Source organism: Lactococcus nasutitermitis, from assembly GCF_018403765.1.
Taxonomy (GTDB): Bacteria; Bacillota; Bacilli; order Lactobacillales; family Streptococcaceae; genus Lactococcus; species Lactococcus nasutitermitis.
In genome coordinates this window covers 1-15,429 of record NZ_BOVQ01000004.1, presented here as the reverse complement: position 1 = coordinate 15,429, position 15,429 = coordinate 1, and the positions used below count along the sequence as shown (strand labels likewise).

The 15,429-nt window shown below is 38.6% G+C and carries 14 protein-coding genes; 5 read left to right on the top strand and 9 right to left on the bottom strand.

What is annotated here, in order from left to right:
• Positions 1 to 17: 17 nt before the first annotated feature.
• From parC to parE, 4 genes are read right to left on the bottom strand one after another with little or no spacing between them, the layout of a single operon-like run.
• On the bottom strand, positions 18 to 2,507 hold the full coding sequence (gene parC / locus KJS36_RS04445; RefSeq protein ID WP_213534770.1) for a DNA topoisomerase IV subunit A: 2,490 nt from the start codon (positions 2,505 to 2,507) through the stop codon (positions 18 to 20).
• Positions 2,508 to 2,564: 57 nt separating this feature from the next.
• On the bottom strand, positions 2,565 to 3,008 hold the full coding sequence (locus tag KJS36_RS04440; protein ID WP_213534768.1) for a GNAT family N-acetyltransferase: 444 nt from the start codon (positions 3,006 to 3,008) through the stop codon (positions 2,565 to 2,567).
• Between the two features lies 1 nt (position 3,009).
• Positions 3,010 to 3,822: a 3'-5' exonuclease gene (locus KJS36_RS04435; protein WP_213534766.1), complete on the bottom strand. Its 813-nt coding sequence runs from the start codon at positions 3,820 to 3,822 to the stop codon at positions 3,010 to 3,012.
• 22 nt (positions 3,823 to 3,844) lie between these two features.
• Positions 3,845 to 5,779: a DNA topoisomerase IV subunit B gene (parE, locus tag KJS36_RS04430; RefSeq protein ID WP_213534764.1), complete on the bottom strand. Its 1,935-nt coding sequence runs from the start codon at positions 5,777 to 5,779 to the stop codon at positions 3,845 to 3,847.
• A gap of 221 nt (positions 5,780 to 6,000) precedes the next feature.
• Here parE and plsY point away from each other — a divergent pair, with 221 nt between their 5' ends.
• The 5 genes from plsY to nrdF all read left to right on the top strand — a co-directional run bounded on the left by plsY (position 6,001) and on the right by nrdF (position 10,777).
• Positions 6,001 to 6,639, top strand: a complete 639-nt coding sequence (plsY, locus tag KJS36_RS04425; protein ID WP_213534762.1) for a glycerol-3-phosphate 1-O-acyltransferase PlsY — start codon at positions 6,001 to 6,003, stop codon at positions 6,637 to 6,639.
• A gap of 116 nt (positions 6,640 to 6,755) precedes the next feature.
• Positions 6,756 to 6,980, top strand: a complete 225-nt coding sequence (gene nrdH / locus KJS36_RS04420; protein WP_213534759.1) for a glutaredoxin-like protein NrdH — start codon at positions 6,756 to 6,758, stop codon at positions 6,978 to 6,980.
• A complete protein-coding gene (gene nrdI / locus KJS36_RS04415; protein WP_213534757.1) occupies positions 6,977 to 7,429 on the top strand; it encodes a class Ib ribonucleoside-diphosphate reductase assembly flavoprotein NrdI in 453 nt (150 codons plus the stop codon). The genes nrdH and nrdI overlap by 4 nt, the downstream gene beginning before the upstream one ends.
• Before the next feature lie 126 nt (positions 7,430 to 7,555).
• Positions 7,556 to 9,724, top strand: a complete 2,169-nt coding sequence (gene nrdE, locus KJS36_RS04410; RefSeq protein WP_213534755.1) for a class 1b ribonucleoside-diphosphate reductase subunit alpha — start codon at positions 7,556 to 7,558, stop codon at positions 9,722 to 9,724.
• Between the two features lie 72 nt (positions 9,725 to 9,796).
• Positions 9,797 to 10,777 carry a class 1b ribonucleoside-diphosphate reductase subunit beta gene (nrdF, locus tag KJS36_RS04405; protein WP_213534753.1) on the top strand — a complete coding sequence of 327 codons (981 nt, stop codon included), beginning with the start codon at positions 9,797 to 9,799 and terminating at the stop codon, positions 10,775 to 10,777.
• Positions 10,778 to 10,849: 72 nt separating this feature from the next.
• Here the strand turns inward: nrdF and ftsX are convergent, their stop codons facing one another.
• The 5 genes from ftsX to KJS36_RS04380 all read right to left on the bottom strand — a co-directional run.
• Complete coding sequence (ftsX, locus tag KJS36_RS04400) at positions 10,850 to 11,785, bottom strand: permease-like cell division protein FtsX (protein ID WP_213534751.1); 936 nt, start codon at positions 11,783 to 11,785, stop codon at positions 10,850 to 10,852.
• Entirely contained in the window at positions 11,778 to 12,473 is a 696-nt protein-coding gene (ftsE, locus tag KJS36_RS04395) for a cell division ATP-binding protein FtsE (RefSeq protein WP_213534749.1), read from the bottom strand. The genes ftsX and ftsE overlap by 8 nt, the downstream gene beginning before the upstream one ends.
• 219 nt (positions 12,474 to 12,692) lie before the next feature.
• On the bottom strand, positions 12,693 to 13,790 hold the full coding sequence (gene prfB, locus KJS36_RS04390; RefSeq protein ID WP_213534747.1) for a peptide chain release factor 2: 1,098 nt from the start codon (positions 13,788 to 13,790) through the stop codon (positions 12,693 to 12,695).
• Between the two features lie 39 nt (positions 13,791 to 13,829).
• Positions 13,830 to 14,906: a tRNA epoxyqueuosine(34) reductase QueG gene (queG, locus tag KJS36_RS04385; RefSeq protein WP_213534745.1), complete on the bottom strand. Its 1,077-nt coding sequence runs from the start codon at positions 14,904 to 14,906 to the stop codon at positions 13,830 to 13,832.
• Between the two features lie 72 nt (positions 14,907 to 14,978).
• The coding region (locus KJS36_RS04380; RefSeq protein ID WP_213534743.1) for a hypothetical protein at positions 14,979 to 15,429 on the bottom strand (451 nt) is incomplete at its 5' end.

Sequence of the window (15,429 nt, the reverse complement as noted above, 5' to 3'; positions counted from 1 at the left end):
AAAATCCACCTAGATTTTTATAAAATTTTAGCATCATTGACACTGTCAATATCTTCCGCAATCGGATGACCATTACTTGTACGCTCAGAAACCGTCAATTCGTCCAAGATAACATCATAAAGTTTGTCATCATTTCCTCTAATCTGCAATACTTGCTGTTGAGAAATATCGCTCTCATCTACTTCCACTGCTGGACTAAATAAATCAAGTTCTGCCAAACTTTCATCTGATTTCTCAGAAGATTGAACCAAACCAGCAGCAAACACAGTATGTGGATTGACTTTCAAAGGACGCAACACTTGTAAGCCGCGATTGGCACGACTTGTCGCAGGAATATCGCTAAATTTCACGCGCTTAATAAAACCACGTTGTGTCAGCAAATACCAGCTTGACGTCGTCACGAACATACAAGCAGAAAGTTGGTCTCCATTTTTCAAATTCATCGCCTTAACACCAGCCGCTTTTGCCCCCAAAACAGGGACTTCCGACAGATTAAAGCGCAAGGCATAACCTTGATGAGAAACAAGCACGATATCGCTATCTAGCTTCGTAATAGGTAAGAGAGTCAGTACCTCATCATCTGCTCCTTTGAGCTTCGCATAAGCCGTCGCTTTTGAACGATAAGTCCGCCAAGGGCTAAATGCTGAACGCTCAACTTGCTTGATTTGTCCTACTTTTGTCGCCACCAAATAGGTCATTGCTCCATCAAAATTATCCAAAATCTCAGCGAAAATGATCTCCTCAGAAGCTTCAAAATTCGTCACATTTTGCGACAAATGCTCACCAATATCTTTCCAACGCACATCCGTCAACTCATGCACAGGTCGATAAATTACATTTCCCAGATTCGTAAATATCAGCAAATGTTGTGTCGTTTTCGCATCAGCTTTCACAAAAATCAAACTATCATCATCGCGTTTACCGATTTCATCCAAGGTTGACGAAGCAAATGAACGTGGAGAAGTCCGTTTGATATAGCCCGAACGTGTCACAGAAACAACTGTTTCCTCCTCAACAATTAATTCGTGCGCTTCAATCTCAATCGTCTGCACATCTGCTTGCAGCTCAGAACGGCGCGCCTTACCAAATTTCTTTTTCACTTCACGCAATTCACGTTTCATCAGATTAAACAATGTTTTCTCATCATTGATAACCGCCCGAAGCTCAAGAATTTTCTCTTGCAAATCAGCCTGTTCCTGCTCCAAAGTAACAATATCCGTATTCGTCAAGCGATAAAGTTGCAAAGTCACGATTGCTTCTGCTTGTTCCTCAGTAAAATCATAAGAAATTTTCAGATTTTCCTTCGCATCTGATTTATTTTCCGATGCACGAATGGTCGCCACCACTTCATCAAGAATTGAAACCATACGAATCAAGCCTTCAACCAAATGAAGCCGTTTTTCCGCCTTCGACAAATCAAAACGTGAACGCTTGACAATCACATCCTCACGGTGCGCAATATAAGCCCTCAAAATCGGCAATACACCGACCTGACAAGGTGTCATATTGTCAATCGCCACCATATTGAAGTTATAATTCACCTGCAAATCCGTGTTTTTATAAAGATAATTCAGCACCAACTGACTATCCGCCTCTTTTTTCAGGTCAATCGCAATCCGCAATCCATCACGGTCAGACTCATCACGCACTTCCGCAATTCCCGGCACCTTTGCATTCACACGAATTTCATCAATCCGCTTAACCAAATTCGCCTTATTCAACTCATAAGGAATTTCACTAACAACAAGCTGCTCACGTCCACCTTTCATTGACTCTACAGTCACTTTTGAACGTACAACAATTCGCCCTTTTCCCGTCTCATAAGCCTTGCGAATTTCAGATTTTCCTTGAATAATTGCTCCCGTTGGAAAATCAGGCCCTGGCAAAAATTCCATGATTTTAGGTACATCAACATTCTGATGGTCAATCATATAAATCGTTGCATCAATCACTTCATTCAGATTATGTGGTGGAATATCCGTCGCATATCCCGCAGAAATCCCTGTTGAACCATTCACCAACAAATTAGGAAATGAGGCTGGCAAAACAGTCGGCTCTTTTTCCGTATCATCGAAATTCCAAGCCGTTGAAACTGTTTCTTTTTCAATATCCTGAAGCAAAAATCCGGCAATTTCCGACAAACGTGCCTCAGTATAACGCATCGCAGCTGGTGGGTCACCATCCATCGAACCATTATTTCCGTGCATCTCAATCAGTGGCTCCATCATCTTCCAATCCTGCGACAAACGAATCATCGCATCATAGATAGAACTGTCGCCATGTGGGTGAAAATTACCCATGACATTTCCGACCGACTTCGCCGACTTCCGATAAGCCTTATCAAAAGTATTCCCATCTTTGTTCATACTGTACAAAATTCGACGTTGTACAGGTTTTAGACCATCGCGAATATCAGGGAGCGCCCGCTCTTGGATAATATATTTTGAATAGCGACCAAAACGGTCGCCCATAATATCCTCAAGAGGTAAAATTTGAATATTTGACATAGTTTTCCTTAGTTTTCTAAAAATCTTATTCTAGTTTAACATATTTTTTTAAAACTGTTAATTTTTTCTTAGCATCTCCACGTGCTTAATCCCATCTTCTAGGAAAGGTTCAGAACATTCTTCAAAACCAAATGATGCATAAAAATTCCGCAAATAATACTGAGCTTCAATTTTAATCGCTCTTTCTTTCTGCTCATTTAACACATCAAGCGCTTTTTGCAATAATTCACGACCAAAATCCTGCTTACGGAAGTTCGGATTGACTAAAACACGACCGATTGATACTTCTTTAAACGATACATTCTGCGGTAAAAGCCGACAATAAGCGATGACTTCCCCTTTTTCATTTGTTAGAAAAAGATGTTGTGCAAGTTTATCTTTATCATCAAGTTCAGGATAAGGACAGTTTTGCTCCACAACGAAAACATCAACACGGACTTTGAGAATGGCATAAAGTTCCTGCACTGAAAGAGTATCAAATGCTTTTAAATTCCAGTTCATCTCACAACTCTTTCATCATTTCAGTAACAAAATTCACTTTTTGCATTTGCGCAAAGAAATCCGAGTGAATGCGCACCTTTTCATTATTATACAAGGTTAATGTCAAACTATAACCAACAGAATATTCCTGTTGCACTTGCAAACCTGTCACATCAAATCTTTCCCAGTTTTTATTATTATCTTTGTGATAATAAACCAAATCTTTTGTGATTGGCAAACCGATTTTACGACGAATTTCCACGGTAATGGTATTATCATCAAAATCTGAAAATAAACTTCCTTGAACATTTTCAACCACTGGTTTTGGATGGTCTATTTCTTGCAAATACTGATATAGTTTTGCTGTAATCAAACAATCATTCAGTGCATCATGACTTCTCAGCTCAATTCCTAAAACATCTTTGAAACGCTCAAGTTTATAGCTCTTCATTTTCAGTAATCTTTTGCTTTCTGCCAATGTATCATACACTTCAAAATGTTCAGCATTACGAATATCCAGCTCAATAATTGCCTGATAGAGAAATCCCATATCAAAAGGTGCATTATGTGCAATTAACAAATTACCATGCAAAAAGTTTAGGAAATCTGGTAAAACATCTGCTAATCTTGGTTCGCTTGCAACATCTTCCCAAGCAATCTGCGTAATTTCAGTGATTTTCTTGGGAATAAAATGTGCTTTAGGCTGAATAAGTTGATTAAAACGTGCAATTTCAACATCATTTTCATCAAACTTTACAGCACCAATCTGTATAATCTCATTTTTCTGAGCATTCAGCCCTGTCGTTTCAAAATCAAAAACAACGTACTTTTCCATTCATTACTCTCCTAACTCCTAATTAAAACACCGTTTCTTCTTCCAATGTGAATTTTACGTTGTGTTCAATCCAGTTACGTCGCGGTTCTACCTTATCTCCCATCAGGACAGAAACACGTTTTTCAGCCTGCGCGGCATCATCAATCTTCACTTGGATAAGTGTGCGCGTTTCAGGGTTCATTGTTGTTTCCCAAAGTTGGTCAGCATTCATTTCACCCAATCCTTTGTAACGTTGCAAATTTGCATGACGTCCAAACTTTTTACGTAGTTTTTCAAGTTCTCCATCTGTCCAAGCATATTCAACTTTTTCTTTTTTCCCTTTTCCTTCACTCATTTTATAAAGTGGTGGGAGAGCAATATAGATATGTCCTGCTTCTAGTAATGGTTTCATGTAGCGATAAAAGAAAGTAAGTAGGAGAACTTGGATATGTGACCCATCATCATCTGCATCGGTCATGATAATGATTTTATCGTAATTGCGGTCTTCCAAGGTAAAATCTACACCAACACCTGCACCAATTGTATAAATCATGGTGTTAATTTCCTCATTTTTGAGAATATCTTGCATTTTTGCTTTTTCAGTATTGATAACTTTCCCGCGAAGTGGTAAAATCGCTTGGAATTTACGGTCGCGTCCTTGTTTTGCTGAGCCTCCAGCGGAATCTCCTTCGACAAGATAGAGTTCATTTTTATTAGGATTTTTTGTTTGCGCTGGGGTTAATTTTCCTGATAATAAACCTTTATCTTTTTTGGATTTTTTCCCTGTGCGACTTTCATCACGCGCTTTACGTGCAGCTTCACGCGCCTCACGCGCTTTAATTGCCTTGCGAATCAGATTTTGCGCAAGTTCGCCATTTTCAAGTAGGTAAAAACTCAATTTTTCAGCAATTACATTATCAACAATTGGACGAGCAAGTGGCGAGCCGAGTTTATCTTTTGTTTGTCCTTCAAATTGCAAATGTTCTTCTGGGACAAGGATAGAAAGAACAGCAGTCAGTCCCTCACGATAATCAGAACCTTCAAGATTTTTATCCTTTTCTTTGAGCAGATTGACTTTGCGTGCATAATCGTTCATGGCTTTAGTAATTGCCGATTTTAAACCGGCTTCGTGTGTACCGCCGTCTTTGGTACGGACATTATTGACAAAGCTGAGAATATTTTCGGAATATCCGTCATTGTACTGGAGAGCTACTTCTACTTGAAATTCATCTTGTTCCCCATTGAAATAGAGAACGGGCGTTAAGCTGTCTTTATCTTCATTGAGATATTTGACGAAATCCTGCACACCATTTTCATAGTGAAAACTTGCTTCTTCATCTGTACGCTTATCTGTCAGTGTCATCGTAACATCTTTAAGTAAAAATGCGGATTCATTCAAGCGTTCAAAGATTGTAGAATATCTAAATTCTGTGGTAGAAAAGATTGTGTCATCTGGCATAAAGGTTACTTTTGTGCCTGTTTTTGACTTGGGGGCTTTACCAATCTTTACAAGCGTTGTTGCCGGATGTCCACCATTTTCAAAGCGCTGACGATAAACAGCACCATCTCTGGTAATTTCAACTTCAAGCCACGTAGAAAGAGCATTGACAACAGATGAACCAACTCCGTGAAGTCCACCAGAAGTTTTATATCCGCCTTGTCCAAACTTTCCTCCTGCGTGAAGCACCGTAAAGATGACTTCGACGGTTGGAATCCCTGTTTTATGAATACCAACGGGCATTCCTCGTCCTTCATCTTCAACTGTGAGCGAGCCGTCTTTATTGATAGTCACTGAAATTTTTTGTCCAAAGCCTGAAAGTGCTTCATCAACTGCGTTGTCAACAATTTCCCAGACGAGATGATGCAAGCCTGTTGTATCTGTTGAGCCAATATACATTCCTGGTCGTTTGCGCACGGCATCCAAGCCTTCAAGGACTTGAATGGCATTATCATCGTAATGTTTTATATCTATAACCATAGTTTTCTGTTTCTCCTAAGTTCATATCAATCTTGATTTAGCTGATACTTCATTGTTTAAAAAGACTAATACAACTATTATCTTTTCTATTGTAACTTGTTCAAAATGTTTTGTCAAAAATCAGTGTAGTTTTTTTGAATACAGCTCTCTGATGAAAACTTCATTAGTTCACGATTTTATGCTATAATTATACAATTAAGAAGCTTACATTTGGAGAAATTATGACTATTGCACTTTTGCTTATTGTTTGTTATTTATTGGGAGCTATCCCTGCTGGTCTTTGGCTTGGAAAGATTTTCTTTAAAAAAAATCTGCATGATTTTGGTTCTGGAAATACGGGTACAACCAATACTTTTCGGGTGTTGGGAGCGAAAGCTGGTGTCGCTGTTTTTATCTTTGACTTACTCAAGGGAACTTTGGCGACTCTTCTCCCCATTTTCTTTCATGTTCATGGAATTTCACCTTTGATTTTTGGTTTATTCGCTGTTATCGGTCATACGATTTCTATTTTTGACCATTTTCATGGGGGAAAAGCTGTAGCAACTTCTGCTGGTGTTGTTCTTGGCTTTAATCCTCTTTTCCTCCTTTATATTTTACTTATTTTTCTGATTGTTCTGTTTTTGTTTAGTATGATTAGTCTTTCAAGTATTTCTGCTGCTGTGGCGGCTTTGATTGGAATTGCGATTTTTCCTGCCTTTCATTTTATATTGCCACATTATGATTTGATTTTTTCTGTGATTATTTTGGTGCTGGCTGGAATTATTATTTTCCGTCATCAATCAAACGTGAAAAGGATTAAAAATCGTAATGAATCCGTTATTCCTTGGGGCTTGAACCTTTCTAAGCAGCACAAGATATAGTATAGTTTATCGTTTTCAAATATTTTCAACCACAATATCTAGTTACAATCACTTGACTAGATATTTTTTTTATAATAAAATGAATGTACAATTTATTTAATCTGAGGAGAGAAAAAATGATTACTGTTTACTCTAAAAACAACTGTATGCAATGCAAAATGGTTAAAAAATGGCTCGATGAGCATTCTGTTGCTTTTAATGAAATCAATATTGAAGAACAACCTGAATATGTACAAACTGTACTTGATATGGGTTATCGCGCTGCGCCTGTTGTCACAAATGGAACAGTCTCATTTTCCGGCTTTCGTCCAAGTGAACTTGCAAAGTTGGTAGAAGTATGAAAGTTGTTTTCTTTAGTCTTACTGGTCAAACGCGCCGTTTTGTGGGAAAACTCCGTAATGTTGAGGCTGTTGAAATTATTCCTAGTGAACCTGAGCTTGAGATGACGGAGCCTTTTGTGTTGATTACGCCAAGTTATGCGGAGGAAACACCGACTGTCCAGCAAAGTCAAGAAGTTATGGACCCTGTGTTTGATTTTATGAGCTGGGGTTTAAATGCTGCTTTTTGTAAAGGAATTATTGGAACTGGAAATAAAAATTTTGCTGGTATTTATATTTTTACGGCAAAAGAACTGTCAGCGCGCTATCAAATTCCTATTCTTTTTGATTTTGAATTTAATGGTACAACGACGGACGTCATTGTGGTTGAGGATTTGCTGACAAGATTGTCAAAAGGTGCGCAAATTAAAACACGAGCTGGTAATTTTCAACAAGAACAGTTGAAACAGTAAGTATCTTTTTTTGACAAAACTGTCAAAAATTTCAGAACTTGATTTTCACATTTTTTTGTTTTGACAGGATGGCACTAAAGTACCTAACCCCTTCGGCAGTTCTGTCAAAAATTTTGAGGAGAAAATATGTCGCTTAAAGACTTAAAAAATATTACTTATTTCGAGTTAAACAATGAAATCAATATCCCTGTCAATGGTGCAATTCCTCTGGCAAAGGATAAGGAAGCGATTTCTGCTTTTTTTAAAGAAAATGTCTTTCCCAACAGTTTTAGTGCTGAGAGTTATGCTGAGAAGTTGGAAATTCTTATTTCTAAAGATTATCTCGAAGAAACTTTCATTCGCAAATACAATAGTGCATTTATTGAGCAATTACACCAAGAATTGCTGGATTTCGGTTTTCGCTTTGATAGTTTCATGGCAGCTTATAAATTTTACAATCAATATGCTATGAAAAATAATGAAGGCACACTTTATCTCGAAAATTTTGAAGACCGTGTACTCATGAATGCGCTTTATATGGCAGACGGCAATGAAGATTTAGCACGAAATCTCGCTTTTTCAATGATTCATCGTCGCTATCAACCTGCAACGCCAACATTTCTCAATGCCGGTCGCAAACGTCGTGGCGAATTTGTCAGTTGTTTCTTACTTCAACTCACAGATGATATGAACTCCATCGGTCGAACGATCAACTCTGCTCTGCAACTTTCCAAAAATGGTGGTGGTGTTGGACTGAATTTGTCAAATCTCCGCTCTGCAGGTGCGCCAATCAAAGGTTATGATGGTGTTGCCGCCGGTGTTGTCCCTGTCATGAAACTTTTTGAAGACAGTTTCTCTTATGCCAATCAACTCGGACAACGTCAAGGTGCTGGTGTGGTTTATCTGTCAATTTTTCACCCAGATATCATGGAATTTCTTTCTACCAAAAAGGAAAATGCCGATGAAAAAATTCGTGTCAAAACACTTTCACTCGGTGTGACTGTGCCAGATAAATTTTACGAACTTGTCAAAAATGGCGAAGATATGTATTTATTTGACCCTTATTTTGTTGAGAAATTTTATGGAAAACCTTTTGCTGAAGTGGATATTACAAAAGAATATGATGCCCTTTTGGCAAATCCAGATATCCGTAAAAAGAAAATCAACGCGCGTGACTTGGAACAAGAACTCTCAAAACTCCAACAAGAATCAGGTTATCCTTACGTTATCAATATTGATACAGCCAATCGTGCCAATCCAGTTGCTGGTGTAATTTCAATGAGTAATCTCTGTTCAGAAATTCTCCAAGTGCAAACCACTTCTGTTCTTAACGACGACCAAACTTACAAAGTTCTTGGGACAGATGTTGCCTGCAATCTCGGATCAACAAATATCATGAACATGATGACTTCTGGTAATCAATTTGCAGGAGCGATTGAGTCAATGGTGCGTGCACTCACTTTCATCTCTGAGACAACAAATCTTGATACTGTCCCAACTGTCCGCAAGGGAAATGACGAAATGCACGCGATTGGACTTGGTGCAATGGGATTGCACAGTTTCTTAGCAAATTCTCACATTCATTATGATAGTAAGGAAGCCGTTGAGTTCACCAGCGTTTATTTCATGCTCCTGAACTACTATACTTTAAAAGCTTCACACCGTTTAGCAGTTGAAAAATCTTCCACGTTTGCTGGCTTTGAAAATTCGGCTTATGCAAATGGCAGTTATTTTGACAAATACCTCACACACGATTATTTCGAGGCTGTCAGTGACAAAGTCAAATCACTTTTTGATGGTATTCCCGTCCCAACTGTTGAAGATTGGACAGTTTTGAAAAAAGCCGTCATGGCAGATGGTATCTACAATTCTTATCGTATGGCAGTTGCGCCAAATGGCTCAATCAGCTATATCAATGACTGTTCTTCTTCTATTCACCCAATCGTCAATCGTATCGAAGAACGTCAAGAAAAGAAAGTCGGTAAGATTTATTATCCTGCAGCTGGACTTGCGACAGACACCATTCCTTATTACAAATCTGCCTATGACACGGATATGCGCGCTGTGATTGACGTTTATGCAGCTGCGACTGAACACGTTGACCAAGGCTTGTCGCTCACACTTTTCATGCGTTCAACCTTGCCAGAAGGACTTTATGAATGGAAATCTACGACAAATAAAATGACTACACGTGATTTATCTATTCTGCGTAATTATGCTTTCAAAAAAGGCTTGAAAACTATCTACTATATCCGCACATTTACAGATGACGAAGACGAAGTTGGTGCCAACCAATGTGAAAGTTGTGTCATTTAATTTTTGACAGAACTGTCAAAAAAATTATCAGTCCTAAAAAAATAAATTTTACAAACAAATCGAGGAAAAAATATGTCCGAACAAGAAAAGCTCATTGTTCCAACTTATTATCACGCAATAAATTGGAACAATGTAGAAGATGCTATTGATAAATACACATGGGAAAAGTTGACCAGCCAGTTTTGGCTAGACACGCGTGTTCCTGTCTCCAACGACTTGGACGACTGGCGCGAAAAACTCTCTCCGCTCGAACGTGATACTTACAGCAAAGTATTTGCAGGCCTCACATTACTTGATACTTTACAATCTCAAGATGGCAATCTATCAATGATTGAAGACAGTCGAACACCGCAAGAACGTGCTTGTTTCAACAATATCATCTTTATGGAAGCTGTTCATGCAAAATCCTATTCTACCGTTTTTTCAACGCTTCTCTCAAAAAGTGAAATAGATACTCTTTTTGATTGGGTAGATACCAATGTTTATATGCAAAAAAAGGCAGAGATTGTCAATCATTATTATCAAAATGGAACAGCGCTCCAAAAGAAAGTTGCTAGCGTCTTTCTCGAAACTTTCCTCTTCTACTCTGGATTTTACACACCACTTTGGTATTTGGGAAATAATCGCATGATTAATGCTGCTGAAATCATCAAACTGATTTTACGCGACGAAAGTGTTCATGGCACTTATATTGGTTACAAATTCCAACTCGGTTTCAACGAACTTTCTGAAAAAGAACAAGAAGATTTCCGTAACTGGATGTATGATTTGCTCTACCAACTTTATGATAATGAAGAAAAATATGTCGAACTTCTTTACGATGAAGTAGGTTGGACAGAGGAGGTCAAAACTTTCTTACGTTACAATGCAAATAAAGCCCTGATGAACCTTGGACAAGACCCACTTTTCCCTGATACAGCAGCTGATGTCAATCCTGTCGTGATGAACGGTATTTCCACTTCATCAAGCAACCACGACTTCTTCAGTCAAGTAGGTAATTCTTATCTCCTCGGCGAAGTTGAAGTCATGTCTGATGATGATTATGATATTTAATTAAAAAAAGAATTTCGATAAGGAAATTCTTTTTTTATTTTCCAAAAAACTCGCACAAGGCGAGTTTTAATTTTATACTTTTAAGAAACGGCGCATAGAAAGCAACGCACCAAATGAACCAATCAATACACCGATAACTACCATAATTCCAATAATCAACGGAATAAATGAATTTGGCGTTAAGATAGATAAATCTTGTGTGTGCAGACTTGGCGTGAAGCTCACATAAGCCAGTCTATACAGCCATATAATCAATGCACTCGGAATAATTGAGCCAAGCAAACCAACCCAAGCACCTTCAAGGAAGAACGGCCAACGAATATAACCATTTCTTGCCCCCACCAAACGCATAATCTGAATTTCACGTTGACGCGACATAATCGTAATTCGGATGGTATTTTGAATTAAGAACACAGCCACCAAAAGCAAGAGAATTGCAGCACCTGTTCCCCACAAACGAATCATCTTAGAAATCTCGAAAATTCGATTGGAATTAGCACCACCATAAGTCGCTCTTTCAATACTTGGAAGCTTAGAAATCGCAGTGGTAATTGGTTTCACATCAGCAGTGGTTTTCGCCTCAACAATATAAGCATCATAGAGCGGATTGGCATCTCCTTTAAAAAGGTCCCAATTTTTTCCCATAACAGCTGTTAATTGTTTGTATTGCGCATCTTTACTTGAAAAAGTAACTTTTTTTACACCAGAAATCTGATTTAACTCATTATAAACCTTACGATAGTCAGGATTATTAATTTGTTTTAATTTATTTTTAGGGTCTGGAATTTTCTCTTGCTGGTCATGGACATCGAGCTTCATATAAGCCACAACGCGCACATTTTCAGCAATATCATTAGCCAATTTTGAGGTGTTCATGATAATTGATAAGAAAATCCCCACCAAAACCAATGTGATTGTGACCGAAGAAACCGCAGCAACAGTCATCCAACCATTCCGTCGCAAGCTTTTCAGTGATTCTCCGATATGTTTGAAGAAATTTCTAATCATCGTAGCCGTAAACTCCTTCCTCTTGGTCGCGGACAATACGTCCATTCTCAATCGCAATAACACGGTGTTTCAGCGTATTAACGATTTGACTATTGTGTGTTGCCATGAGAATTGTTGTGCCTTGAAGATTGATTTTTTCAAGCAAGTTCATGATTTCCCAAGAATTTTCTGGATCCAGATTTCCTGTTGGTTCATCAGCAATCAAAACTTTTGGCGCATTTGCAATCGAGCGCGCAATCGCCACACGTTGCTGTTCCCCTCCAGAAAGTTCATTAGGAAATGAACGAATTTTATGTTTTAAGCCAACAAGGTCAAGTACTTCATTGACCCGACGTTTGATTTCACGGGGATTTTTCCCAATAACTTCCATTGCATAAGCAATATTCTCATAAACAGTTTTCTTTGGCAAGAGTTTGTAGTCCTGAAAGACAACTCCAACCGCACGGCGCAACATAGGCACGTCGTGTTTTCTTAGTCTGGCTAAGTCATATTTTGCAACTTGACCTGTTCCTTTATCAATCTTTATCTCACGATAAAGTAACTTGATAAACGTTGATTTACCAGCTCCGGACGGACCAACAATATAAGCAAATTCACCCGTTTCAATTTCAAGCGAGATATTGCGCAATGCTGTCGTTCCGTTGGAATATTTTTTGGTCACGTTGCTAAGTTTTATAATACTACTCATAGCACCTTTCCTTACATAAGATTTGAAAATTATTTCAATACATGAAATGTCCAATCCTGCTTGAACAGATTTAGATAGTTTTCAAAAATTGTTCTGTACTTTTTACTCTACAGCCTGATTCATTATACCAAAATATCTCATTATTTATACAACAATTCGTGTTTTTTATTGATATTTGTTTTCTAATGAATAACATAAATATTTCTTCGTTGAATTTTTTCACATTTTCCAGCGAAGATAAGCATTGATAAAGCCGTCCAGGTCACCGTCCATCACATTATCAATCTGTCCTGTTTCGTATCCTGTTCGTGTATCTTTCACAAGCTGATAAGGCATGAAAACATAAGAACGGATTTGACTGCCCCAAGAAATATCGGATTGGTCACCACGAAGTTCATCAACTTCTGCTTGTTTCTTTTCTACTTCTACTTGATAAAGACGGGATTTTAAGAGACGCATCGCAATTTCGCGGTTTCCATATTGTGTTCTGTCTTGTGTAGATTGGGTCACAATTCCTGTTGGAATATGGGTTAAACGCACACCTGTTGTGACTTTGTTGACATTTTGTCCACCAGCGCCACCTGAGTGGAAAACGTCCATTTTGACATCTGCCGGCTTGATATCAATCTCAATCGTGTCATCAAGCTCTGGCATCACATCTACAGAAGTAAAACTTGTGTGGCGCCGATTTGCTGAGTCAAAAGGAGAAATACGCACGAGACGATGTACGCCTTTTTCACTTCGTAAGAAACCATAAGCATTGTGTCCTGCAAAACGGATTGTTACTGACTTTAAACCAGCGACATCACCATCTTGATAGTCAAGGATTTCCACTTTGAAACCGTGTGCTTCTCCCCAACGTGTGTACATTCGCATGAGCATACTGCCCCAGTCTTGTGACTCTGTACCTCCAGAACCGGGGTGAATTTCAAGAATTGCATTCATATGGTCGTAAGGCTGATTGAGTAAAATTTCAAGCTCATAACTTTCAATTCTTTTTGCTAAGCTATCAACATTTTCCTCAAGTTCTGCCTGCATGTCTTCGTCTGGTTCTTCTTGAAGCATTTCAAGCATTGTATCTGCTTCTTCAAGCATACTACTCATTGCCATGTAGTTATCGTATTTTGCTTTTAAAGCGTTGGATTCGTCTATGACTTTTTGCGCTGCGGCTTGGTCATTCCAAAAGTTTGGGTCTGCCATGTCGTTGTCCAAAAGCGCAATGTCTTCTTCGAGACGTTCAAGGTCAAGCGACTCGTGAAAATCATCGATTTTACTTCGATGATTTTCTAATAAATTTCTGATTTCAGATAGTTCCATAGTTCTTATTTTATCATATTTTGAACAAAAAAGGAGATGCTAGAATTTTTTGTCTTCTTGTGTTGCTTTATTTTTCGGGCGAAATTTATTTTTATTACCAATCCTTGAAATTGCCCATTCAGCAGCATCTACCATGTCTTCTCGAGGATTATTTTTGATGATTTCTTGAAGTTTTGGAATGGCTGATTTGTCATTGCTATTTGCCAAAGCGTAGATAGCATTGCGTTGGAGTGGATTTTTCCCTCGCCAACTTCCTGCCATTGTTCCAAATTTTTGTTTAAACTGTTTATTCGTCAGCTCTAACAAGGGAATAAGCTCAGGATTGGTAAGTTCTGGGTCAGCTTCCATTTCTGGATGGAAATGGCTGTTAATACCTTTGTTATAGGGGCAAACGATTTGGCAGATGTCACAGCCGTAGATGACTGTTTTGATTTTTTCACGAAATTCTTCAGGCATCATTCCTTTTGTTTGTGTTTGAAAACTTAGACAACGCTTGGCATTCAGTCGTCCATCTCCTAAAAGGGCATTTGTCGGACAAAAGTCGATACAGCGCCCACAATCACCACAGTCATAATCAACGGGACTGTCCGGCTCAATATCGAGATTAGTCACCAATTCGCCAAGGAAAATCCAACTGCCGTATTCTTTGCTGATGAGAAGGCCATTTTTGCCAATAAATCCAAGTCCAGCACGAGCTGCGACTGCGACATCTACTAACGCACCAGTATCTACCATCGCTTTATAATTAAAATCTCCTGCGAGTTTTTCAATTCCTTTGGCAAGTTCTTGCATTTTGCGATTGAGGACATTGTGATAGTCTTCTCCCCAACTTCCGCGCGAAAAATGCCCACGTTTGAAAGTGGTCTTTGCTGGTTTTTCTGTGCTTTTATTTGGGTAAGCAATAGCTATCGAAATAATCGTTTTTGCATCTTGTACAGCAAGTTTTGGTTGGAGACGTTCATCGAGATTTTGATGCTCAAAACCACTCGTATGCTCCGCATTTTTCTGCTCAGTCAGGGATTTTCTGAGGTATTCAAAGTCATCGGCACTTGTAAAACCGATTTTTTGAATGTTTAATTCTTGGGCGAGTTTTTGGATTGCAGTTTTGAGGTTCATGAGTTTATTTTAACATATCTGGATTTTTTTGGAATTTTAAAAAGCTATCTTTTGGAAAGATAGCTTCTTTTTTTACTGTTTGTAAAAGACGTTTTTTACATTTGCTTTGTTTAAAAGAGCAGTTGTTGGTGTGTCAGTATACATCACGATACGGTCTTTGCTTGCATCACTTCCTGGTACGCCAACAACACCTTTAGGGATGAAAACGTAACTGTGATCTACTATAGTCATTCCAAGTTGTGCGGGTGCGAGTTGGTCTAAAAGTCCGCTCACATAGTAAGTACCATTGCTCAATGTAGCTGTGTTGTAGGTACTTGTGTACTGCTCACCTCTTGAACCCTGATAAGTACCAGAGGTAAAATAAGCTTTGTAACCATTGGATTTGCGACTTTCCATGATGTAACTTGGATGTGTTTTCCCTGTTAAAGTATAATTTGTGGCACTTGTGCTGATATGAATGATATCATTTGTTGAGGCTTGTTTCCAGTTTCCTGCGACACTTGCGAAATTTCCTTTTAAGATT

What these genes read in the sequence shown, in the direction of transcription:
- parC (WP_213534770.1), bottom strand. Translation starts at nt 2,507, where the DNA reads ATGTCAAATATTCAAATTTTACCTCTTGAGGATATTATGGGCGACCGT.
- KJS36_RS04440 (WP_213534768.1), bottom strand. Translation starts at nt 3,008, where the DNA reads ATGAACTGGAATTTAAAAGCATTTGATACTCTTTCAGTGCAGGAACTT.
- KJS36_RS04435 (WP_213534766.1), bottom strand. Translation starts at nt 3,822, where the DNA reads ATGGAAAAGTACGTTGTTTTTGATTTTGAAACGACAGGGCTGAATGCT.
- parE (WP_213534764.1), bottom strand. Translation starts at nt 5,779, where the DNA reads ATGGTTATAGATATAAAACATTACGATGATAATGCCATTCAAGTCCTT.
- plsY (WP_213534762.1), top strand. Translation starts at nt 6,001, where the DNA reads ATGACTATTGCACTTTTGCTTATTGTTTGTTATTTATTGGGAGCTATC.
- nrdH (WP_213534759.1), top strand. Translation starts at nt 6,756, where the DNA reads ATGATTACTGTTTACTCTAAAAACAACTGTATGCAATGCAAAATGGTT.
- nrdI (WP_213534757.1), top strand. Translation starts at nt 6,977, where the DNA reads ATGAAAGTTGTTTTCTTTAGTCTTACTGGTCAAACGCGCCGTTTTGTG.
- nrdE (WP_213534755.1), top strand. Translation starts at nt 7,556, where the DNA reads ATGTCGCTTAAAGACTTAAAAAATATTACTTATTTCGAGTTAAACAAT.
- nrdF (WP_213534753.1), top strand. Translation starts at nt 9,797, where the DNA reads ATGTCCGAACAAGAAAAGCTCATTGTTCCAACTTATTATCACGCAATA.
- ftsX (WP_213534751.1), bottom strand. Translation starts at nt 11,785, where the DNA reads ATGATTAGAAATTTCTTCAAACATATCGGAGAATCACTGAAAAGCTTG.
- ftsE (WP_213534749.1), bottom strand. Translation starts at nt 12,473, where the DNA reads ATGAGTAGTATTATAAAACTTAGCAACGTGACCAAAAAATATTCCAAC.
- prfB (WP_213534747.1), bottom strand. Translation starts at nt 13,790, where the DNA reads ATGGAACTATCTGAAATCAGAAATTTATTAGAAAATCATCGAAGTAAA.
- queG (WP_213534745.1), bottom strand. Translation starts at nt 14,906, where the DNA reads ATGAACCTCAAAACTGCAATCCAAAAACTCGCCCAAGAATTAAACATT.